Raw genomic sequence first — 20,241 nt, forward strand, 5'->3', positions numbered from 1 at the left:
CCGAACCCCCGCCGACCTGTGGTGGTGCCTACACCGCGACGATGTCGGCGATGACGCAGGCGATGTTGTCCGGCGCCCCGGCCGTCTGAGCCAGCTCGATCAGTTCCCGCACCGTGTGCTCGGGATCGGTCGCCGCACTGAGCGTCGATCGCAGATCGGCGCGGTCGACGACAGCGGACAGCCCGTCGGAGCACAGCAGGTACCGATCACCGGGCAGGGCGGTGCGTAGCGCGAGATCCGCCTCGACCTGCGGGCCGGCGCCGAGGGCACGCACCAGCACAGCGCGCTGAGGATGCGCGGCGGCCTGGTCGTGGTCGAGCCTGCCCTGATCCACCTGCGCCTGCACCCAGGTGTGGTCCTGGGTCAGCAGGGACAGCTCACCGTCGCGCAGCAGGTAGACCCGGGTGTCACCGATGTGCACCAGGGCCAGCTGGGAGCCGCTGCGCAGCAACGCGGTCAGCGTGGTGACCGGCTGGTGGTCACCGGTCGCCAGCGCGCGCACGGTGCGGTCGGCGTCGGTGACCGCACCGGCGAGCATCGTCAGCAGGTCAGCAGCCGGCGCGTCGGTGAGCTCCAACGGTTTGAGGGCGTCGATGGCGGCGGCGCTGGCGGCGGCGCCGCCGGGTCCTCGCATGCCGTCAGCGACGGCGAGCAGCCGCTCGCTGGCGTACGCGGCGTCCTCGTTGCTGTCACGCACGATCCCGGTGTCACAACCGGTGGCGTAGCGGACGGCGACGGTGGGATTGGGTTGAGATATGGTGGCGCCCCCTTCGGACAGGTGGTCCACGAGGATGGTGGCGAGCCGGGCGCGAGCCGCGGTGTCGGCGGACACCCCCTGCCAGTACGCGGTGACCGCCTCAGCTGCCGCCGCGGGCTCCAGGGCACAAACGACGCGGATCTGCGCCAGTGGCATGCCGATGCGACGGAGCTGGGCGATCAGCCGAGCCAGAGGCAGCTGAGCCGGGTCGTAGAGCCGGTACCCGGACTCGGGATCGAGCGCGGCCGGCGGCAGAATCCCCACATGGTCGTACAGGCGCAACGCCTTCGGCGTCAGTCTCGCCGCCTGCGCGAACGCCCCGATGGTCAGCAGCCCCACGTCGACATCCTCCTCGTGCCGGTCACGGCGACCGGCACACCCCAGGCTGGGGGTTGCCCGAAGGGCAAAGTCAAGAGGACCCGACCCGCTGCACCGCCGGTAGGTTGGGCGCATGCGTGTTGTCATCGCCGGAGGCCACGGCAAGATCGCCCTGCTGCTGGAGCGTCACCTCGCCGCGCGCGGCGACACCGCCGTCGGCCTGATCCGCAACCCCGACCAGGCCGACGCGCTGCGCGCCGCCGGCGCCACCCCGGTCGTCTGCGACCTGGAACACACCGACCGCACCGACCTCGCCGCGCACCTCGACGGCGCCGACGCGGTGATCTTCGCCGCGGGCGCCGGCCCCGGCAGCGGCGCCGCCCGCAAGGACACCGTCGACCGGGCCGCCGCCGCGCTGCTCGCCGACGCCGCCACCCACGCCGGTGTCCGCCGCTACCTGCTGGTCTCCTCCATGGGCGTGGACAACTCACCCGCCGCCGGCGCCGACGACGTGTGGGCGGCGTACCTGCGCGCCAAACGCGCCGCCGAGGACGACCTGCGCGCCCGCGACCTGGACTGGACGGTGCTGCGACCCGGCCGGCTCACCGACGACGAACCCACCGGACACGTCACCCTCTCCGCGCACGCCGGGCGGGGCGCGGTGACCCGCGCCGACGTCGCCCTGGTGCTCGTGGCGCTGCTCGACGAACCACGCACCGCCGGCGAGACCCTGGAACTCGTCAACGGGCCGACGCCGGTCGCCGACGCCGTCCGCGCCAGCACCGCCGAACCGACGTGAGGAGTGCAATGGCCGCGCAGCCACTGGACCACCGCTTCACCGCGCCGATCGAGAAGGACGGCGCCTTCGCCACCTATGTGACGGTGCCCGACTCCGCCGAACTGCTCGGCACCCGCCGCGCCGTCAAGGTCACCGGCACGATCGACGGTCACCCGTTCAGCGCCACCCTCATGCCCTCGGGCACCGGCCCGCACTGGCTGCCCATCCGGGCCGCCCTGTGCAAGCTCATCGGCAAGAGCGAGGCCGGCGCCGAGGTCACCTTCCACCTCGACCAACGGCTCAGCTGACCGCGGCAGGATGTCCTGCCTCATCCTGCGCACCCTGGGCCCCGGGGTCGGCTGCCGGGGGCGGGGCATGGTCTCGGCGGCGGGTGCGGGTTGGTCGGAGCTGGAGGACGGCGACGGAGGACAGCACCAGGGCGCCGCCGGCGAGCTGCACCGGGGTCAGGGATTCGCCGAGGATGAGCGCGGCCAGCGCGGTGGTGACCACGGGTTCGAAGGTGGACAGGATCGCGGCGGTCGATGGGCCGGTCCGTTTCAGGCCGGCGAAGAAGGTCAGCATCGCCACGACGGTGGAGACCACGGCGATGCAGGCCAGCCAGAACCATCCCGGCGCCTCGAAGTCGAGGTCGACCCCTCCGGTGAGCAGGGCGCGCGCGCCGAGGGTGCCGGCGGTGCCGGCCATCACCAGTGCGGCCAGCAGCACGGGCGGCAGCCGGTGCACGACGGTGTCGGCGACGAGGATGTAGCCGGTGTAGGTGAGCGCGGAGGCGAAGGCGAGCAGCGCCCCGAGCGGGTGGAAGCTCACGCCACCGGCGCCGATCAGGACCAGCAGCGTTCCGCCCGACGCGGCCACCAGCGCGGCGCCGCGTCCCGGGGTGAGCCGGTCGCGGCCGAGCAGTACCGCCGCCACGGTGACCAGGACGGGGTAGGTGTAGAGGATCAGGGACAGCAGCGAGGCGTCCATCAGTTGCAGAGCCGAGAAGAACAGACTCGCCTGTGTGGCGTACCCGATGGCACCCAGCCCGATGGCGGTGGTCAGCACCCGGCCGCGCGTCGCCGACGGCCGGTTGCCCGGTTCGCCCCGGTACGGACCCGGCTCCGTTCGGCGCAGTCCCGGCCGCACGAGCAGGACCAACCCCAGCAGCACGGCGGCCAGGGTGAAGCGCACCAGCAGCAGCGCCCCGGGCGAGACGCCGGCGTCGTAGGCGAGCGTGCCGAAGATCGCCATAGCGCCGAAGCACGCCGCGGACCAAAGGCACAGTGCGGGACCCATGCCGACAAGGATCAGCGACCAGACTCGCCAGGTCCAGCGATGATTCATGCAGGTGACTCGTTAGAATTCCCGCATGATTGCCTTGGATCTGCGACGGCTGCGCTTCCTTCGCGAGTTCGAGGAGCGGGGCACCCTGGCCGCGGTCGCCGCAGCCCTGGGCTACAGCCCGTCGACGGTCTCCCAGCAACTGGCCATCCTGGAGAAGGAAATCGGCGCCCGGCTGTTCGACAAGGCCGGGCGGGGCGTACGACTCACCGACGCCGGACACCTGCTTGCCCAGCATGCGCGCCTGCTGCTGTCAGCGGCCGAAGCGGCAGAAGCCGACCTGGCCGCGTTGAGCGGTGAGATCCGGGGCACCGTACGCGCCGGTGGCCTGCAATCGGCGACCCGTCGCCTCCTGGTTCCGGCCCTTGCCCGCATGAACGTCGACCACCCGCAGGTGCGCGTGGAGATCTTCGAGCTGGAACTCGAACAGTCCCTGCCAAGCCTGCGGCTCGGCGCCGTCGACCTGGTCATCGGCGACGAGTACGACGGCCACCCCCGCCCCCGCCCGGCCGGGCTGCGCTTCACGCTCCTGCTCGAGGAGCCACTGAAGATCGTGCTACCGGCAGCGCACCCACTCGCCCGGCCCAAACGCCCCGTCGCGGTCGCCGAACTGCGACCCGACATCTGGACCACGTCCGCCGAGGGCACCGGCCACCACGCCATGGTCGTCGGGACCTGCCGATCCCTCGGCGGCTACGAGCCCGACCTGCGGCACCGCTGCAGCGACGCCGACGTGCAACTCGAACTCGTCCGCGCCGCGGCAGCCGTCGCCCTGATGCCGGCCCTGACCCTGCCCACGGACGACCCCGCTCTCGCCATTCGCGACATCGCCGAAACCACTCTCAAACGCCGCCTGGTCGCCGTCACCCGGGACAGCCCCCCGGCTCCCGCGCTGACCGCCCTCCTGACGGCCGTAACGAACCAGGTACACACACTCAGCCCCGGCCCTCGATAGCCACCGCGACCGCCTCGGCAGCCGGGTGGGGTCCGCCAGGCGGACCCCACCCGGGTGTCACCGCTGCTGCTGGTGACGCGGCAGCGCCGTCTGCCCCGCCGCGCCGACCGCGAACGGCGCCCCCGGCGTCTCCTTCGCGATCCGGTCCATCGTGCGGGCCAACTGCTCGCTGCCGTCGTCGAGATGCCGCGCCGCCGCCTGCATGTGCGACACCATCATCTCGCCGAAGATCCGCAACGCCTCCCGGGTGGCCACCGTGTCGTCGAAGCTCGACCCGGCCGAGCTGCGGTAATCCGCCACCGCCCGCTCCGCCTCCTGCTTCGCCTCCTCCGCCGCCGCCTGCATGTAGCTCTCGTACTGCACCCGGGCGTACTCGGCGACCCGCCGCGCGTAGTCGTGCGCCTGCGCGATGATCTGCTCCGCCTCCCGCTGCGCCGCGGAAAGCAGATTCACCTCCTTGGCGGCCGGCACCTTCGCCGCCGCGCCCGTACTCGGGATCACACCATGCCGGTGCAGCTCCACCCGGTCGTTGAGCCGCTCGTTCTCCGCGCGCAGGTTCGCGACCTGCGTCGCCAACAGGTCCAGCTCATCGGCGACCTGCACCCGGAACCGGTCCACATCGGCGTTGTCATAACCACGCCGACCGAACGACGCCGTGCCGAACTCCCACCGCCGGACCCGGTCCGCGGTCATCCGCACCTGCACACCACCGGCGACCTGCACGCCGTCGTACCGGCTGATCGGGGTCGCGCTCACCGAACACCTCCGGAGTTGTCACCAGCGGTCGACTGCTCCACCGCCGTACGCCAGGCCGGGCCGTACCAGTGCTTGCCCAGGCCCTCGTGGTGCACCTGATCCGAGTGGTAACCCGCCCGGACCAACGTCTGCACCGCGTGCGAAACCATTTCGTCCGACCCGCACACGTACACGTGCCGGGAGCGCCAGTCACCATCGGCCAGCGCCCGGTCCACGGCGTGCACGAACTCCCCCGACCGGTTCAGGTCGGCGCCCACCACGTAGGTCACCGTCAACCACGGGTACGACGACGCCAGCTTGTCGATCGCGTCGCTGTCGTAGAACTCGCTGCGGGAACGAGCCCCCACGTACAGGTCCACCCGCCGTCGGGAACCCTCCGCGGCGACCTGCTCCACCAGCGCCTTCACCGGCGCCCAGCCGGTGCCCGCCGCCAGCAGCAGCAGATCGCTGGAACCCGCCGCCCACAACGACAGCCGATCCCCCACCGGCGCCGCCAGGTGGATGCGGTCACCCACCGCCGAGCCGTACACCAGCCGCGAGGACACCGCGCCACCCGGCGCGGCCCGTACGTGCAGCTCCAGGGTGCCGTCCGCGCGGGGCGCGTTCGCCGGTGAGTAGTACCGCCACGAGCGCACCGCCGGATGCGACACCCCGATCGACTGACCCGGAGTGAACGGCAGCAGGTACTGCGGGCGCACCGTGAGCACCGCCACGTCGAACGCCCGCCGCTCGTGCGCGACGATCTCCGCCACCCACCACGGCGGATTCACCGTCTCCGCGGCCTGCGCGGCCTCCGACATCACCTGCGCGACCAGCCCGTACGCCGCCGCCCAGTCCTGCGCCAACTCCTCGGTCCACTGCTCGGCCAGGAAGTGCTGCAACGTCGCCAGCAGCGCCTCACCGACCGCCGGGTAGTGCTCCGCGCGGACCGCGAACTTGCGGTGGTCCGCGCCGAGGTCCCGCAGGAAACCCACCAGATGATCCACCTGGTCCACGTTGGACACGATGTGCCCGAGCGCGGTCACCAGCCGGTCCCGCTGCCCGGCCATGTTCGTCGGGAACATCTGCCGTGTCTCGGGATGGGACAGGAACAACGTCGAATAGAAATAGAGCGGCACCTGGTCGCCGTGCCCGGCGACCAGGGACCAACTCTGCTTGAGTCGAGCCGCGTCCACGATCAGACGCCCGGACGGTTCCCGGCGGCCACCACCTGGTCCTGCACCTGCCCCAGCACCGTCTGCACGTCGGCCAGGATGTCCGCCGGCACACCCAGCTCGGTCAGCGTCACGATCAGATGCTCACCCACCTTGACGTAGTGCTCCACCGGGATCTTCAGCGGCTGGTGCGCCTCGGCCAACCCGCGGCCGGCGTACTCGTTCGGACCGCCCAGCACCGCGGTCAACATCAACGTCAGGTGCCGCCGCTGACCCGGCATGTTCACATCGGCGAAATAGCCCGCCAGGTCCGGGTCGGCGAGCACCTTGTCGTAGAACAGCTCGACGGCCGCCTTGACCGAACTGGCACCGCCGATGCGGTCGTAGTGCGAGGCGGGAGCGGCTTCTTCGGTAACCGTCACGGTCGTTCCTTCCGGGGTGGAGAGTCGCGCTGGGTCGGCGCGGAGGGGCAGCGGACCACCGGAGCGACATCGTCATGCCACGGCGCCACACCGGGGACCGTGGGCGACCATAGCGTGTCGACGTGGCCCGGCGAGCGCCCCCCTATCGGATGCCCGACAACAATCCGACACAGACCGTCATCACGACCGATGCCACCGTTCACAACCGGCAACCGACCCGACACGCACTGTGGATCACCAAGGTGTCCACCGGGCAGCGAGGAACCGCCGACCTGACAGGCAGTCACCGATCGGCAGCGAAAAAACTAAACGTGAAAACCGGGCGCGTCGACAGCCCCGGCGACCCAACCAGCGCTCAGCCGGCCCGTCGCCGGGCTCGCCGCGCCGCCAACTCGTCGCCCACCGGATCCGACCCGGACGCCGCCACCGGCTCCACCGGGCCGCTCGTCGCCGGCTCCGCCGGCAGATGCGACAACGAACCCTGGATCTCCTTGAACGCCCCACCGATCGCGATCCCGAACACGCCCTGACCACCCTGCAACAGGTCGACCACCTCCTCCGGGGACCGGCACTCGTACACCGTCGTCCCATCGGAGATCAGCGTGATGTCGGCCAGGTCCCCCACCCCACGCGACCGCAGCGCCTCGATCGCCTTGCGGATGTTCTGCAGGGACACCCCCGCGTCCAACAACCGCTTCACGACCTTCAACACCACCAGGTCGCGGAACGAGTACAACCGCTGCGTCCCCGAACCCGAGGCGTCACGCACGCTCGGCACCACCAGCGCCGTCCGCGCCCAGTAATCCAACTGCCGGTAACTGATGCCCACCGCGTGACATGCCGTCACACCCCGGTAGCCCACCGAACCGTCACCCTCAGTGGCCACACCCGACTCGTCCAACTCCGTACCCGGATTAGGATCCTGCGGCTCGTGCATCCGGACAACCTCCCCGTCAGTGCGGCGACGCGTCGTTTCCGAGACGCGCACCCCTCGACACGGCAACCCTATCGCCACCGTCAGGGCTTACCACAGAGGACCCGACGCGACACGCCGCGCAGCCACCGAGAAAGATCACCAGAAGCGCCAAGGATCACCCACAGTGACGCCTCGTGAAGGGCCGGGAAGACCGGCTCAGCCCGCGAAGTCCTCCGGACGCACCTGCTCCAGGAACTCGCGGAACTTCTCCACCTCGTCCTCCTGCTCATCCGGGATGACGATCCCCGCTTCGCTGAGGACCTGCTCGGCACAACGAATCGGCGCACCGACCCGCAACGCCAACGCGATCGAATCGCTCGGCCGCGCCGACACCCGCACCCCGTCGCCGATCAACAGATCCGCGTAGAAGACGTTCTCCTTGAGCTCGGTGATCTCCACCGCCTGCAGAGGCGCCTGCAACGCCGCCAACACGTCCCGCAGAAGATCATGCGTCAACGGTCGGGCCGGCTTGACCCCCTGCTGCTCATAAGCGATAGCCGTGGCCTCGACCGCGCCGATCCAGATCGGCAGATAGCGGTCCCCCTCGACCTCCCTGAGCAGGACGATCGGCTGGTTGCTGGGCAGCTCCACCCGAACTCCGACCACGCTCAGCTCGCGCACCGCCGCCTCCGTGTCGTTGTCACCTACGCCGCACCGCGCCCTTCCCTGCACGGTACACGGACCGCGACACGGCCGTCCCATGCGCTACGGCACCACGCCCGCGCCAGAAAGGGGTTACCCCGGCAAGCCTACGGCACGCTTCCCGGAAGAGATCTTTCCGCTCAGCCGCCACCCGCCGGGCCCCTTCACCGACCCAACGTCGAACGCAACCCCACCCGCACCAACGCGGCGTGCAACTGCTCCGACAACGCCACCAACTCCCGCGCCGTCTCCGCCGCCCGCGCCCGCGCCGCCGGATCACTCTGCCGCGCCAACGGCGCCACCAACTGCGCGAACAACCCGACCTCACGGTCCGCCGCGGTCCGATAACCCCGCAGATGCCGCGGCTCCAACCCGTACGCCGCCAAACCCGCCACCGCCGACGCGATGATCAACGCGTCGCCGTCATACCACCCCGGCGGATCCGACACCAGCACACCCAGACGCTCCAGCTCGACCAACGTCGACTCGTCGATCCCACTGCGCGCGACCAGATCAGCCCGGCCGAGCCGCACCTGCGACGACTCGGCCGGCTCCGCCGACTCCCGACCCGGCACAGCGCCATCGGGCCCCACCGCGACCAACGCCGGCCGCGACCGCCCCGGCTGCTCACCGGACGAGTCCCACTCGGCCAACTGCTCACGGATCACCCGCAACGGCAGGTACTTGTCCCGCTGCGCGGTCAACACGAACCGCAACCGCGCCACATCGTCCCAGCTGTACTTCCGGTAACCCGCCGCAGTCCGCTGCGGCTCGACCAGCCCCTCGGCCTCGAGGAACCGCAGCTTCGAAATCGTCGTGTCCGGGAAATCCACCCGCAACTGCCCCAGCACCTCACCGATGCTCATCAGCGGCTGGGACCGGGCCGCCCCGGGTGGCGTGGAGGCCGCAGGCTCGTTCACCCCCGGCCGGCCTCCTCCTCCGGGCGCGGACCGGCGATGAACACCACCCGGAACTTACCGATCTGAACCTCGTCACCATTGCTCAGCGTGGCCGCCTCGACCCGCTCACGATTCACGTACGTGCCGTTCAGGCTGCCGACGTCCCGCACCGTGAACGTGCCACCGTCCCGGTGGAACTCAGCGTGCCGCCGCGACACCGTCACGTCGTCCAGGAAGATGTCACTGTCCGGGTGCCGGCCACTCGTCGTCACATCGTGGTCCAACAGGAACCGGGCACCCGCATTCGGGCCGCGACGAACCACCAGCAGCGCCATACCCGGCGGCAACGAACCGGACATCCGGCTCGGCACCACATCGGTGTCCGGCCCCTCCAGCACTTCGTCGAGCGAACCGAGATTGAGCGTCGAAGTGACGTCGAGCGGGGGGAACTCGTCGTCTGGGCGCGTCATGGGACCACCTCACGGATCTGTTCGGTTGGCGTCGGGTAATGGCGGGTCTGGCCGCCGGGCACTCGAACACCCGGCGGCTGGCTCCCCGTGCCCGGGAAGGCAATTCCGCAACGCTCAACACTTGGGTTCTTCTCGGTCGACTGGGCGAGCCTAGCCAGCGCCGAAATGCAGGGCAACCGGACGCGCGCAGACATCCCACGCACCGGATCAAGCACACTCAGCCTTCGGTGATCTTGCGGTACGCGCCCGCCGTGAGCAACCCGTCCACCGCTGTCGGATCATTCGGGGTGATCTCCACCAACCAACCCGCACCGTACGGCTCCGTGTTGATCAGCTCAGGCGTGTCACCCAGCGCCTCGTTACGCGCCGCCACCGTACCGGCCACCGGCGCGTAGATCTCCGACACGCTCTTGGTCGACTCGATCTCACCCAACGAGTCACCGGCCGCAACCACCGCACCCGCCTCGGGCAACTGCACGTACACGATGTCACCCAACGCGTCCTGCGCGAAGTGCGTGATGCCGACCCGAACAGAACCGGTGCCGTCACCCGCCACCCACTCGTGCTCGGCGGTGTATCGCAGATCCTCGGGAATCACCAGACGCGTCCTTCATCCATCGGTGCCCCGGACCACCCGGGCCCGGCGCGGCCGCGCCGGTCAGGAGACCGGACGGGCGTGATCCAGCTTGATCGGCGCGTGCAGCGCCGAAACCTCGACAACCCCACGCTCCTCAACGGTCACGTTACCGCCGACACCCTGGACCGACGCGACCACCCCACCAGGAATGTTCAACGCCGTACGCATCGTCGCCGGGTCACCGATCACCGTGATCGTGAACGGCGCCGCCAACCGACGCCCCTCCACCACCAACGACCCGCTCTCCCCATCCAGAAAGTACGTCGACGCGATGATCCGCACCGTCGCCCGATCACTCCCGGAAATCTGCATCGCCTCCGCACCGGCGCCCCGCAGTTCCTGCACCGCGTCCAGCACCTGGTTCGCCGAGATCGGCTTACCGCCGCCAGCGTCGAACCGCACGGTCAACCCCGGCCCCGTCGCCGGCAACGTGCCCGCCAGGATGCCCAACTCGTCCGCCCGCCGCGTCGCCTCGTCCAACGCCGCCTGCCGACCCTGCTCACCCGAACGCAACTGCCGCTGGCTGTCCTCCAACGCCCGGATGTCCTGCTGCAACCGGTTCTCCCGGGCATCCAGGTCCGACAGGATCCGCACCAGGTCCTCCTGCCGCGTCGCCCCCAGCGTCGGATCCGTCGACGTGGTCTTGAACTGCACCACCAGCGTGAAGCCCAGCAACGCCAACAGCGCCACGATCATCACCCCGGCCGTGCTCCACCGGAACCGACCCCACGCCAGCGACCTCGCCGGCGCCACCGGCTCCTCAGCCGACCCCGTCGACCCGTCCGACCGCGACACACCGCTCAGGTCCACCGTCGCGCCCTCGTCGACCGGCGCCACCCTGGACGCCTCGGCCAGCTGCTCCTGCTCCGGCTCCCGCTCCGCCGGCCCCTGCGGCGCCAACGGGCTCAACTCGTCCGGATCCGGCGCGTCCGGTCGCGGATCCGGCTCACCCGCCGGCCCACCCGGGCGCACCGGACCCGCGGGCTGCGGCCACCCGGTACCCGTGTCGGTCTGCTCATCGCTCATCACTGACAAACCTACGCCCGGAACAGGTGCCGACGGATCGCCGCCACGTTGCCGAAGATGCGCACCCCGAGCACGACCACCACACCGGTGGACAACTGCCCGCCCACCCCCAACTGGTCACCCAGATACACGATCAGACCAGCGACCAGCACATTCGAGATGAACGACACCACGAACTGCTTGTCGTCGAAGATCCGATCCAGCTTCGCCCGCACCCCACCGAACACCGCGTCCAACGCGGCCACCACCGCGATCGGCAGGTACGGCTGCAACGCCGCCGGCACCGTGGGATCGAGCCACACGCCGAGCACCACACCGGCGAGCAACGCCAGCACCGCGATCATCGGCCACCTCCGGAGGGGCTAGCGGTCGTCCCCGAACCGGACGACCCAGGACTGCCGGACCGGACACCCGACGCGGAAGGGCTCGGACTGACCGACGGCTTGGCGTAGCGTAGCTGCGGCTCCGGCGCCGCCGGCAGGGTGAGGTCCTCCGCCTCCCGCACACCGAACGACAGACCGGTCTTCTGCGCGACCTCGCGCATCAGGTCCGCGCTCCGACTGTCCTCGAACCGCCGCTGCAACGAGCCCGGGCCGATCGCCGACACCTCGTACGGCCCGGTCACCGGCCGGAAATCCACCAGGATCGCCTCACCCGCCAACCGGATCGTCGACGTCGAGGTCAACCGCTGCCCGTTGATGGCGATCGCCTCCGCGCCCGCGCTCCACAACGCGTTCGCCACCCCCTGCAGGTCGCTGTAGAGCACCCGGGGCGGCCCCGCGCCCGCGCCGGTCACCACATCCTGGTTACCCGGCGCGTCAGCCAGCCGCACCACCACGCCGTCCCCGCGCACCCGACCCAGCCCGGTGCTCGCCTCCAGGTTGCGCAACCGCGCCGCGGCCGAACCGCTCAACGCCGCGTCCCGCTGCCGACTGACCTCCTCGCGCAGCTCGTCGGCGCGTGCCGAGAGCCGGTCGGTCTCGCTCACCCGCTCCTTGATCTGCGCCACCAGCCCGGAGCGTGCCTTGCTGCGCCCCGGCTCGTCCGCCATCGTCTGCCGGTACGCCACCGCGAAGAGGAAGCCCAGCACCACCACCACGACCAGGCTGACCGAACGCGCCGGCCAGGCCCGCCACCCCCGCGACGCCTCGGGCGGACGCGACCGCCTGGCGGCCGCCGCGTCGGCGTACCCCGGGTCGAGCGGGTTGCGGAACAGCTCGGTGAGGAAGTCCGGCGCGTACACCCGCTCCGGCCGGTTGCCCCCGGCCCGCGGCGCACTCACGCTGTCGCTCCCGGGTCGCGTGCCGCGCGCACCAGCCGGGCCGCCTGCACCACGTACATTCCGCCGGCCACCCAGTAGAGCACCAGCCCCCACCAGGCCAGCCCCCAGCCGATCGCGGCGGCCGCGGTCGCCACACCGGTCGACGCGGTGGCCAGCAGCAGCACCGGGAACGCGGCGAGCAGCAGGAAGGTGGCGGTCTTGCCCACGTAGTGCACCGGCGGCGGCCCGCACCCGTAGCGGCGCAGCACCCCCAGCGAGCCGAGCAGCAGCAACTCCCGGGCCAGCAGCGCCGCGGTGAACTCCCACGGCACCACCTCCCGGGCGGTGAAGGCGAGCAGCGTGGCGAGGATGTAGAGCCGGTCGGCGAGCGGGTCGAGCAACTCCCCGAGTCTGCTCACCTGGCGCAGCCGGCGGGCGATCCAGCCGTCCACCCAGTCGGTGGTGCCACCGATGGCCAGCACGACGAGCGCCGCCACGTCGGCACGGGCGACCAGGAACAGGTAGAGAAAGAGCGGCACGCCCAGCAGTCGCCCGAAGCTGATCAGGTTGGGCAGGGTGAGCACCTGGTCACCGGGAGTCTGGTCACCGGTGTCTCGCGGATGCTCTGCCCGAGCCGGCCGACGCGACACCGAACCTCCTCCGCGGCACGCTCCGACGCCCGGCCGACGTCGGGCGCGGCGGAGGTCGTACGCGCTGTCGGGCCGGCCACCGCCGGCTCTCCCTGCGGCCCCGGACGGGACCTCTTCCCTGACACGGCCCGCGATCTCGATGATCACGGGCCGGGTGAGTGCGCTGCCACTATATCGGGCTCGCGCCCCTGCCCCGGGTGCCGCGGCCCGCCGTTCGGCGCGGCTCTGCGGCACTGTGGCGTGGATCACCACGTGAAGAGCGTCCTAGGATACTAGTGGAAGGGCGTGGCGCGGAGTCAGGCGGTGCGTACCGCGGAGTCGGTCTGCTGCTCCGGCACCGCCTGGGTCGCCGCCCGACCGAACGCCAGCAACGCCAGCAGCAGGTCGTGCTGCACCCGCGGCGACATCCGGTCCAGTACGACCTGCACGGCGTGCTGCCGCCGTTCGGCCAACTCCCGCAGCAGGGTCTGCGCGGCGGCGGTCAGCACCAACCGCACCTCGCGCCGGTCCCGTGGATCGGCCACCCGGCGCAGCAGCCCGGTCGCCTCCAGGCGGTCGCAGAGGCGGCTGGCGGACGAGGGCACCACGTCCAGCAGCTCCGCCAACCGGTTGACGTTGGTCTCGGCCCGGCTGCTGATCAGCGTCAGGACCCGCAACTGGGTCGGCGGCACCTGGTGTCGCGACGCCGCCGACTCGAGCACGGCGATCAGCGTCTCGGCCGCCGTGTCGATCGCCGAGGCGAGATCCGCAGGTCGCTCCACCCGATGTCCCCTGCCGTCGTCGCGCTGGTGCCCGCCCGATGGAGCGGCGGCGACTTTCACCCGCCGTCCCGATCGCGCGGACCGTGCCAGTCCAGGCAGACCACGACGGCGTCGTCGCGCAGATCGGAGTCCACGTGGTAGGCATGCAGTTCGCGCATCACCGTACCAACCGCCTCGGTCGCGGGCTGCAACCGCGTGGCGCGCAGGGAACGGGTCATCACCCGCTGCCCGTACGGCTCCCGGCCCGCCGGCTCGGCGGCCCACACCCCGTCGCTGACCACGAAGACGCGGTCACCCGGTGCGAGCTGGAACTCCTGCAGCTCATAGCGAGTCTCGGCGAACATGCCGAGCGGCAGCTGCTGCTCCAGCTTCAGCGGCTCCACGACCGCGCCCCGCAGCCGGAACATCCGCGGCGACCCGGCGTCGACCGCCCGTACCCGCCCGGTGCCGGTGTCCAGCTCCAGCAGCAGGGTGGCCACGTGTCGGCGACCCCGGTGCTGGTAGAAGACCGTGTCCGAGGCCAGTTCCGCCTGCTCCACGAGGCCACCGCCGGAGCGGCGCGCGTTGCGCATCGCGTTCACGGTGACCGCGGTCAGCAGCGACGCGGCCAGGCCGCTGCCCTCGCCGTTGAGCACCGTCACGGTGAGCCGGTCACTGTCCAGTGACCAGTCGAAGTGGTCCCCGCCGACGGTGTACGCCGGTTCGAGCTGGCCAGCCAGATGGAATGCGGGATGCGCCACGCTGCGCCCGGGCAACAGGTCCCACTGCATCTCGGCGGCCATGGTCAGCCGCTCGCGGCGTCGGGCCCGGCGGTACCGGTCGGTCCCCCGGTCCGCGGCCCGCATCGCCATCGCCAGGGCACCGGCGATGTCGGTGCCGACGCCGGTGACGGCCGGGCCCGGTACGGCCGGCAGCTCGATCAGCAGCACGCCCAGCCGCTCCCCCCACACCGTCAGCGGCAGGTAGAGCCGGCACGGGCCCTCCTCGGCGGCGTCGCGTACCGGTTGCTGGCTGCTGAAACAGCGCTGCGCCATGGTGTGGCAGGCCAGGAACCCGGCCGCCGGCAGGTCCGGATCCAGCACCGGCCAGAGCCCGCTGATCCGGTAGTCGGCGACGAACACGTCGGTGCGCACCGCCTTGATTGCCGAGCGGATCGCCCGGTCCGCGGCCTCGGCCAGCTGGTCGGGCGGGGCCTCGCGCAGCGCACGCGACACCACGTCCGGGGCGTCCACCATGGTCGTCCTCTCCAGAAGCTTGCTACAGGGCAAGCATCATACGGACGCCCACGGACCGCCAGTCGGCGCGGTCGCCGGAGGTCAGTCGTCGCCGCGGGTGGCCAGCACGCCGTGGAACGCGTCGGGCACCGGTGCCGGCGGGCCGTCCGGCCGCCACCGGTTGACCGGGACGATGCCGTCCGCCGTCGGCGCCCACCGACCCAGCAGCGGCGCGAACGCGGACGGCGCGCGCATCCGGAAGGTCGGTCCCATCATCGCCAGCGCCTCCGGATGATCAGCCAGCTCCTCGGTGTCGAAGTCCACGGCGAGCATGCTGCCCGGCGCCGCGGCGGCGTACAGCTCGTCGAGGGTGCGGGCCAGCGTGTCGTCGTCGAGGAACGCCGCCAGCCCGAGGAAGATCACCCCGACCGGCCCGGCGGCCCCAGCCCGGGACGAAGCGGTGCAGCTGCGCCGGGTCGACGGTGCCGATGTCGGTGGCGTCCCCGAAGCCGTAGCCGGCCCGGTCGCTGCCGGCGAGGATGCGCTGCCCCAGCCGGATGGTGACCGGGTCGACGTCGGTGTAGAGCACGGTGGCCTCGGCGGCCACCTCGTGCACGTTGCCCATCGTGGGCACTCCCGCGCCGAAGACCAGGAACCCGTCGACGCCCTGCCCGGCGATGGCCTGCACCGCCCGACCGAGAAAGGCCCACAGCTCCCGGAACACCGGCGCGCACGGCCCGTACGCCTGCTCGAACGCGGTCGCGGCGGCCACGTCGACCGGGAAGTGGTGATCCCCACCGAGCCAGAAGTCGATCATGCGGGCCGTGCTCGGCTGGTCCGGTTCACCCATCGACGACGCTCCCTCCCGGCTGGTCGTCGCCAGCGTACCGACCCGGACGCTCTGGGCGGTATCGCTCCGTCGGACCGTCCCCGCCGCGATACTGGTCCCGGCGGGAGGTGGCCCGGTGAACTCGGCGCACAGCGCGGCCGTGGTGGTCGGCGTGGACGGCTCGGAGCCGTCCCTGCGCGCGGTCCGCCTCGCCGCCACGGAGGCCGCCCGCCGACACCGGCCGCTGCGCGTGGTGCACGGGTTCATCTGGCCACTGCTACGCGTGCCGGGCTCCCCCGCCCCGGACGCTCCCCCCGGCGGCGGGCTGCGCCACCAGGCTGAGGAACTCGTCGCCGCCGCCGTGGCCGAGGCCGAAGCCACCGCACCCGGGCTGTCGATCTCCGGCGAGATCATCGACGGCGAGGCCTCCGCGGTGCTGGTGGGCGAATCCCCCACCGCCGCGCTCATCGTGCTCGGCGACCGCGGGCTGGGCGGATTCGCCTCGCTGGTGGTCGGGTCGGTGGCGGTGCAGGTCGCCGCGTACGCCGACTGCCCGGTGCTGGTGGCCCGCGGCGCGGAACGTCCCGACGAGCCGGTGCTGGTCGGGATGGACGGTTCGGCGGCGTCCCGGCTCGCCGCCGAGTTCGCCGCCGAGGCCGCCGTGGCGCGCGACGTGCCGCTGTTGGCGGTGCACGCTTACCGGCATCCGCCCAGCACCGGCCCCGGTGACATGCAACCCCTGGTGTACGACGAGGCGCGGCTGCACGGCGAGGAGGAGCGGGTGCTCACCGAGTCGCTGGCCGGGCTGACCGAGCGCTGTCCCGGGCTGCGGCTGACCTGGCGGGCGGTGCACGGCCGGGCCGGCACCGTGCTCGCCGAGGCATCCGGCTCGGCCCAACTGGTGGTCGTCGGCGGGCAGGGGCGCGGCGAGGTGACCGGGTTGCTGCTGGGGTCGGTGAGCCAGTCGGTGCTGCACCACGCGCGGTGCCCCGTCGCCGTGGTGCGCGGTCCCCGCTGACACCCGGGGTTGGCCCGCGGCCAGACGGGTAGACGGCCGCGGTACGCCAACGGCGACGAAGGAGGCAGCAGATGCCAGGACCACGGCCGGGCAGCAACGCCTACGACAAGCAGCGGGCGCGGATGCGCAACGCGATCGACGATTCCGGACGGCGGGTGCCCGACGGCAAGGCCAACCAGGTCGCCAACCGGATCCTGCAGGAGGATCGCGGTCAACGGGGCGTGGTGCGCGGCGAGCGCACGTACGGCCCCAAGAGTGAGCGCGAACCAGGCGACCCGAAGTGAGGAGGGCCGACCTGGCCGACGGCGCCATCGCGGGCGCCGTCGGCAGCACCGCGCTCAACGTGGTCAGCTACCTGGACATTGCCCTGCGGGCGCGACCGGCGAGCAGCACCCCGGAGCAGACCGTCGACCGGCTGGCGAGGATCGCGCACGTACAGCTGGGATCCGGGGCCCCGGCGACGAACCGTCGCTCCGGCCTCGGGGCCCTGGTCGGCTACGGGCTGGGCGTCGCCGCCGGCGTCGCGTTCGCGCTCTATGCCCGTGGCCGGCGACAGCCGCTGCCGGTGGCCACCGGCGTGCTCGGCGCCGGCGTGATGACGATGACCGACGGGTCGATCACCGCGCTGGGCATCAGCAACCCGCGCACCTGGCGGCGCTCCGACTGGATCGCCGACATCGTCCCGCACCTGGCGTACGGGCTGACGGCCGCCGCCACCTGGAACAGGTTGCGGCGGCCGTCACGTGGCGGTCGTTAGATCCGGTTGTCGCTGTCGTCGTCGGCGGTCGGCTCACCGGTCGGGCCGTACGGCGACACCTGGCCCTTGGGCACCGGCCGACCCGCGTCTTCACGAGACGAGCCGCGATTCAGCGGGTGTCCGGTCGGGTTGGGCCCCTTGCTGTTCTGACTGGTGGCTCCCTTGGCGTTGCGCCGGAGCTCCTCCTGCTGCGGGTTGACCACGGGTGTCTCCCTCCGGGTATGGCAGGCGGCATCGACCGCCTCCACCGAACGCATACCCGCCCGACCCGGCGGCATTCCGGACCCGGTCACCGGCGGGAAGGCTAGCCGTCCACGGGGCGGGTACCCGTCGGACGTGGGCAACGACCGAACCGTGGCGCAGGTCCTGCTGGACCGCAGGAGCCACACCTACGCGGAGGACGCCGGCATCCGGCTCGCCGACCGACCCGGGCCGCTGTACCAGTTGCTGGTGCTGACCACCCTGCTGAGCACCCGGATCCGTGCCTGCGTGGCGGTGGACGCGGCGCGGGAGCTGTTCGCGGCCGGCTACCGCACACCGCAGGCGATGGAGGCGGCCAGTTGGCAGCAACGGGTCGACGCGCTGGGCCGGGGCCACTACCGCCGTTACGACGAGCGGACGGCCACCATGCTCGGCACCGGCGCCCGCCTGTGCCTGGACCGCTGGCACGGCGACCTGCGGCGGCTGCACGCGGAGGCCCGCGGTGACCCGGCCGGCCTGCGTCGCCGGCTCACCGAGTTCCCCGGCATCGGGCCCACCGGCGCGGACATCTACCTGCGCGAGGCGCAGACGGTCTGGTCCGACCTGCGCCCGTACGTCGACCGCCGGGCGTTGGCGGGGGCGAAGCGGCTGGGCCTGCCGGGCTCACCGGACGGGCTGGCCGGGCTGGTCGCCGAGCGGGACTTCGGCCGGCTCGCCTCGGCGCTGGTACGGGTGGCGCTCGGCGAGGAGTCCGCCGGTGAGGTCACCCGCGCCGCCACCGGCTGAGGCTCACTTGACGGTCTTGTCGCCCGGCCGGGTCAGGTGCCACACCAGCAGCGCGGCGAGCAGCGCCAGCACCACCAGCCCGCCGGAGATGCCCCGGCCCTCCTCGGGGCTGCGGCCGGCGGTGCCGAAGTAGATCACCGCGAGGCCGGCCAGCACCGTGACGAACGTACGAAACCCTCGGTCCTTCACGTATCGCACCGTATGCGGGAGACATCCGCCGTGGGCGGATTCGACGGGGTTGTCCCCCGTCCGGGTGGCGCCCCGAAAGGCCGGCCGGCCAGTCAACGCTCCTCGGTGAACCCGCGCAGCCGCACGCGGCGGACCGCCCGGTCGGCGACCTCCACCACCTCCAGCGTCAGCCCGGGCAGCCGGACGGTCTCCCCCGGCTCGCCGGGCAGGTGACGGAGCCGGGCCAGCACCAACCCGGCCACCGTCGTGTACTCCCGCGACAGCGGGAAGCTCAACCGCACCCCCAGGTCGGGCAGGTCGTGCAGCGGAAAGTCACCGGGCACCAGCAGCGACCCGTCCGGCTCGCGAACGACTTCGTGCACGTCCCGGTCGGTCTCGTCGTACAACTCGCCGACCACCTCCGCCAGCAGGTCCTCCAGGGTGACCATGCCGTCGATGCCGCCGTGCTCGTCAACCACCAGGGCCAGCTGCTGGTGCTCCAGACGAAGCTGGCGCAGCGCGTCGGCGACCGGCAGCGTGACCGGCAGCAACAGCGGCGGGCGGGCCAGCTCCCCCACCGTGCCGTCGCCGGCCCGCACCAGGTCGCGGATGTGCACCACACCGATCACCTCGTCCAGGCCGCCGGGACCGATGACCGGCGCGCGGGACCGCCCGGCGACGGCGAGCCGTCGTACTCCCTCGCCGGCGGCCAGGGTGGCCGGCAGCGCGGTCACCTCCCGCCGGGCCACCAGGATCTCCCGCAGCGTCCGCCCGGCGATGTCGAACGCTCCGGTCAGGATCTCCCGCTGCTGGGCCGACAGGCCACGCTGACTGACCAGCATCTCGCGCAACTCCTCCTCGCTGGTCTCCTCCCGGCTGGCCTTCGGATTGCCACCAGCCAACCGGACCACGGCGTCGGTGGTCCGGCTGAGCAGCCACACCGCCGGCCGGGACAGCCGTGCGAGCAGGTCCAGCGGGCCGGCGCTGAGCAGCGCCCAGCGTTCCGCCCGCTGCATCGCCAACCGCTTCGGGGCCAGCTCACCGATCACCAGGGTGACGAACGTCAGCGCCACCGTCACCAGCACCACCGCGGCGGGGCGGGCCGCCGCGCCGAGGAAGCCGAGCGGGGCGACCAGCGGCTCGGCCAGCGACACCGCGGCGGCCGCCGAGGCGAGGAACCCGGCCAGGGTGATGCCGAGCTGGATGGTGGCCAGGTAGCGGTTCGGGTCGCGGGAGAGCCGCACCAGCCGGTCGCCGGCGCGGGTCCGCCGGCCCAACCGCCGCAGCTGCCCCTCGCGCAGCGTCACCAGCGCCATCTCGCTACCGGAGAGCGCGGCGTTGATCAGTACCAGCACGGCCACCAGCACCAACTGCCCCAGCTGAGCGCCCATCGCGTACCCCCGTCCCCCGCCTCAGGCCACTCAACCGCAGCGGGGCCGGTTGTGGGTCCGGTTTCCTGCCGGCC

At 72.0% G+C, this 20,241-nt stretch carries 28 protein-coding genes; 7 read left to right on the forward strand and 21 right to left on the reverse strand.

Annotation, left to right across the window (positions count from 1 at the left end):
- Positions 1-28: 28 nt before the first annotated feature.
- Entirely contained in the window at positions 29-1,096 is a 1,068-nt protein-coding gene (locus ACWD5O_RS31075; RefSeq protein ID WP_450087528.1) for a MerR family transcriptional regulator, read from the reverse strand.
- 112 nt (positions 1,097-1,208) lie between these two features.
- On the opposite strand from ACWD5O_RS31075, the gene ACWD5O_RS31080 reads away from it, so the two are divergent.
- Together ACWD5O_RS31080 and ACWD5O_RS31085 are read left to right on the forward strand one after the other, a co-directional pair.
- The gene (locus tag ACWD5O_RS31080; protein ID WP_450087529.1) at positions 1,209-1,874 is read left to right on the forward strand and encodes an SDR family oxidoreductase; all 666 of its coding nucleotides are present in this window, start codon (positions 1,209-1,211) and stop codon (positions 1,872-1,874) included.
- 8 nt (positions 1,875-1,882) lie between these two features.
- Entirely contained in the window at positions 1,883-2,161 is a 279-nt protein-coding gene (locus ACWD5O_RS31085) for a DUF1905 domain-containing protein (RefSeq protein ID WP_354968296.1), read from the forward strand.
- Here ACWD5O_RS31085 and ACWD5O_RS31090 read toward each other — a convergent pair.
- Positions 2,154-3,149, reverse strand: coding sequence for a DMT family transporter (locus ACWD5O_RS31090; protein WP_450087530.1), 996 nt, complete (start codon positions 3,147-3,149; stop codon positions 2,154-2,156). The two genes, ACWD5O_RS31085 and ACWD5O_RS31090, sit on opposite strands and share 8 nt — an antisense overlap.
- 73 nt (positions 3,150-3,222) lie before the next feature.
- Between ACWD5O_RS31090 and ACWD5O_RS31095 the strand changes: the two genes are divergently transcribed.
- On the forward strand, positions 3,223-4,149 hold the full coding sequence (locus tag ACWD5O_RS31095) for a LysR family transcriptional regulator (RefSeq protein ID WP_450087531.1): 927 nt from the start codon (positions 3,223-3,225) through the stop codon (positions 4,147-4,149).
- Between the two features lie 57 nt (positions 4,150-4,206).
- Here the strand turns inward: ACWD5O_RS31095 and ACWD5O_RS31100 are convergent, their stop codons facing one another.
- The 16 genes from ACWD5O_RS31100 to ACWD5O_RS31175 all read right to left on the reverse strand — a co-directional run bounded on the left by ACWD5O_RS31100 (position 4,207) and on the right by ACWD5O_RS31175 (position 15,867).
- Positions 4,207-4,905 carry a DivIVA domain-containing protein gene (locus ACWD5O_RS31100; RefSeq protein ID WP_450087532.1) on the reverse strand — a complete coding sequence of 233 codons (699 nt, stop codon included), beginning with the start codon at positions 4,903-4,905 and terminating at the stop codon, positions 4,207-4,209.
- Complete coding sequence (locus tag ACWD5O_RS31105) at positions 4,902-6,080, reverse strand: globin domain-containing protein (protein ID WP_450087533.1); 1,179 nt, start codon at positions 6,078-6,080, stop codon at positions 4,902-4,904. Before ACWD5O_RS31105 ends, ACWD5O_RS31100 begins: the two co-directional genes overlap by 4 nt.
- 2 nt (positions 6,081-6,082) lie before the next feature.
- Positions 6,083-6,481, reverse strand: a complete 399-nt coding sequence (locus ACWD5O_RS31110) for a group I truncated hemoglobin (protein ID WP_450087534.1) — start codon at positions 6,479-6,481, stop codon at positions 6,083-6,085.
- A 355-nt stretch (positions 6,482-6,836) separates the two neighbouring features.
- Positions 6,837-7,418 (reverse strand): MerR family transcriptional regulator, encoded by a 582-nt coding sequence (locus tag ACWD5O_RS31115; RefSeq protein ID WP_450087535.1) that lies wholly within the window; start codon positions 7,416-7,418, stop codon positions 6,837-6,839.
- A gap of 195 nt (positions 7,419-7,613) precedes the next feature.
- Entirely contained in the window at positions 7,614-8,078 is a 465-nt protein-coding gene (locus tag ACWD5O_RS31120) for a bifunctional nuclease family protein (protein ID WP_007460347.1), read from the reverse strand.
- 185 nt (positions 8,079-8,263) lie between these two features.
- On the reverse strand, positions 8,264-8,965 hold the full coding sequence (ftsR, locus tag ACWD5O_RS31125) for a transcriptional regulator FtsR (RefSeq protein WP_354968312.1): 702 nt from the start codon (positions 8,963-8,965) through the stop codon (positions 8,264-8,266).
- A 50-nt stretch (positions 8,966-9,015) separates the two neighbouring features.
- Positions 9,016-9,468, reverse strand: a complete 453-nt coding sequence (gene odhI, locus ACWD5O_RS31130; RefSeq protein ID WP_007071101.1) for an oxoglutarate dehydrogenase inhibitor Odhl — start codon at positions 9,466-9,468, stop codon at positions 9,016-9,018.
- 217 nt (positions 9,469-9,685) lie between these two features.
- Entirely contained in the window at positions 9,686-10,066 is a 381-nt protein-coding gene (gene gcvH / locus ACWD5O_RS31135; protein ID WP_089020879.1) for a glycine cleavage system protein GcvH, read from the reverse strand.
- Between the two features lie 60 nt (positions 10,067-10,126).
- Positions 10,127-11,134 (reverse strand): DUF881 domain-containing protein, encoded by a 1,008-nt coding sequence (locus tag ACWD5O_RS31140; RefSeq protein WP_450087536.1) that lies wholly within the window; start codon positions 11,132-11,134, stop codon positions 10,127-10,129.
- A gap of 8 nt (positions 11,135-11,142) precedes the next feature.
- Positions 11,143-11,475: a small basic family protein gene (locus ACWD5O_RS31145; RefSeq protein WP_007460356.1), complete on the reverse strand. Its 333-nt coding sequence runs from the start codon at positions 11,473-11,475 to the stop codon at positions 11,143-11,145.
- Positions 11,472-12,413: a DUF881 domain-containing protein gene (locus ACWD5O_RS31150; protein ID WP_450087537.1), complete on the reverse strand. Its 942-nt coding sequence runs from the start codon at positions 12,411-12,413 to the stop codon at positions 11,472-11,474. Before ACWD5O_RS31150 ends, ACWD5O_RS31145 begins: the two co-directional genes overlap by 4 nt.
- The gene (locus tag ACWD5O_RS31155) at positions 12,410-13,042 is read right to left on the reverse strand and encodes a CDP-alcohol phosphatidyltransferase family protein (RefSeq protein WP_450087538.1); all 633 of its coding nucleotides are present in this window, start codon (positions 13,040-13,042) and stop codon (positions 12,410-12,412) included. The genes ACWD5O_RS31150 and ACWD5O_RS31155 overlap by 4 nt, the downstream gene beginning before the upstream one ends.
- A gap of 296 nt (positions 13,043-13,338) precedes the next feature.
- Entirely contained in the window at positions 13,339-13,803 is a 465-nt protein-coding gene (locus ACWD5O_RS31160) for a MarR family winged helix-turn-helix transcriptional regulator (RefSeq protein ID WP_354968286.1), read from the reverse strand.
- 56 nt (positions 13,804-13,859) lie between these two features.
- Positions 13,860-15,038 (reverse strand): PP2C family protein-serine/threonine phosphatase, encoded by a 1,179-nt coding sequence (locus tag ACWD5O_RS31165; protein ID WP_450087539.1) that lies wholly within the window; start codon positions 15,036-15,038, stop codon positions 13,860-13,862.
- An 81-nt stretch (positions 15,039-15,119) separates the two neighbouring features.
- Positions 15,120-15,425 (reverse strand): hypothetical protein, encoded by a 306-nt coding sequence (locus ACWD5O_RS31170; protein WP_450087549.1) that lies wholly within the window; start codon positions 15,423-15,425, stop codon positions 15,120-15,122.
- Positions 15,313-15,867: an SAM-dependent methyltransferase gene (locus ACWD5O_RS31175; protein ID WP_450087540.1), complete on the reverse strand. Its 555-nt coding sequence runs from the start codon at positions 15,865-15,867 to the stop codon at positions 15,313-15,315. Before ACWD5O_RS31175 ends, ACWD5O_RS31170 begins: the two co-directional genes overlap by 113 nt.
- A gap of 115 nt (positions 15,868-15,982) precedes the next feature.
- On the opposite strand from ACWD5O_RS31175, the gene ACWD5O_RS31180 reads away from it, so the two are divergent.
- The 3 genes from ACWD5O_RS31180 (at position 15,983) to ACWD5O_RS31190 (ending at position 17,621) form a co-directional block, all read left to right on the forward strand.
- Complete coding sequence (locus ACWD5O_RS31180) at positions 15,983-16,864, forward strand: universal stress protein (RefSeq protein ID WP_450087541.1); 882 nt, start codon at positions 15,983-15,985, stop codon at positions 16,862-16,864.
- 71 nt (positions 16,865-16,935) lie between these two features.
- Positions 16,936-17,148 carry a hypothetical protein gene (locus ACWD5O_RS31185; protein ID WP_007460364.1) on the forward strand — a complete coding sequence of 71 codons (213 nt, stop codon included), beginning with the start codon at positions 16,936-16,938 and terminating at the stop codon, positions 17,146-17,148.
- Positions 17,145-17,621 (forward strand): hypothetical protein, encoded by a 477-nt coding sequence (locus tag ACWD5O_RS31190; RefSeq protein ID WP_450087542.1) that lies wholly within the window; start codon positions 17,145-17,147, stop codon positions 17,619-17,621. Before ACWD5O_RS31185 ends, ACWD5O_RS31190 begins: the two co-directional genes overlap by 4 nt.
- On the opposite strand, the gene ACWD5O_RS31195 is transcribed toward ACWD5O_RS31190, so the two are convergent.
- A complete protein-coding gene (locus ACWD5O_RS31195) occupies positions 17,618-17,824 on the reverse strand; it encodes a hypothetical protein (protein ID WP_450087543.1) in 207 nt (68 codons plus the stop codon). The genes ACWD5O_RS31190 and ACWD5O_RS31195 overlap by 4 nt on opposite strands.
- A 133-nt stretch (positions 17,825-17,957) precedes the next feature.
- Here ACWD5O_RS31195 and ACWD5O_RS31200 point away from each other — a divergent pair, with 133 nt between their 5' ends.
- Complete coding sequence (locus ACWD5O_RS31200) at positions 17,958-18,608, forward strand: hypothetical protein (RefSeq protein WP_354968279.1); 651 nt, start codon at positions 17,958-17,960, stop codon at positions 18,606-18,608.
- Between the two features lie 3 nt (positions 18,609-18,611).
- On the opposite strand, the gene ACWD5O_RS31205 is transcribed toward ACWD5O_RS31200, so the two are convergent.
- Together ACWD5O_RS31205 and ACWD5O_RS31210 are read right to left on the reverse strand one after the other, a co-directional pair.
- Entirely contained in the window at positions 18,612-18,797 is a 186-nt protein-coding gene (locus ACWD5O_RS31205) for a hypothetical protein (RefSeq protein ID WP_089022156.1), read from the reverse strand.
- A gap of 92 nt (positions 18,798-18,889) precedes the next feature.
- Positions 18,890-20,167 (reverse strand): hemolysin family protein, encoded by a 1,278-nt coding sequence (locus ACWD5O_RS31210; protein WP_354968278.1) that lies wholly within the window; start codon positions 20,165-20,167, stop codon positions 18,890-18,892.
- Positions 20,168-20,241 lie beyond the last annotated feature (74 nt).

It is taken from the genome of Micromonospora sp. NPDC005161 (genome assembly GCF_053599855.1).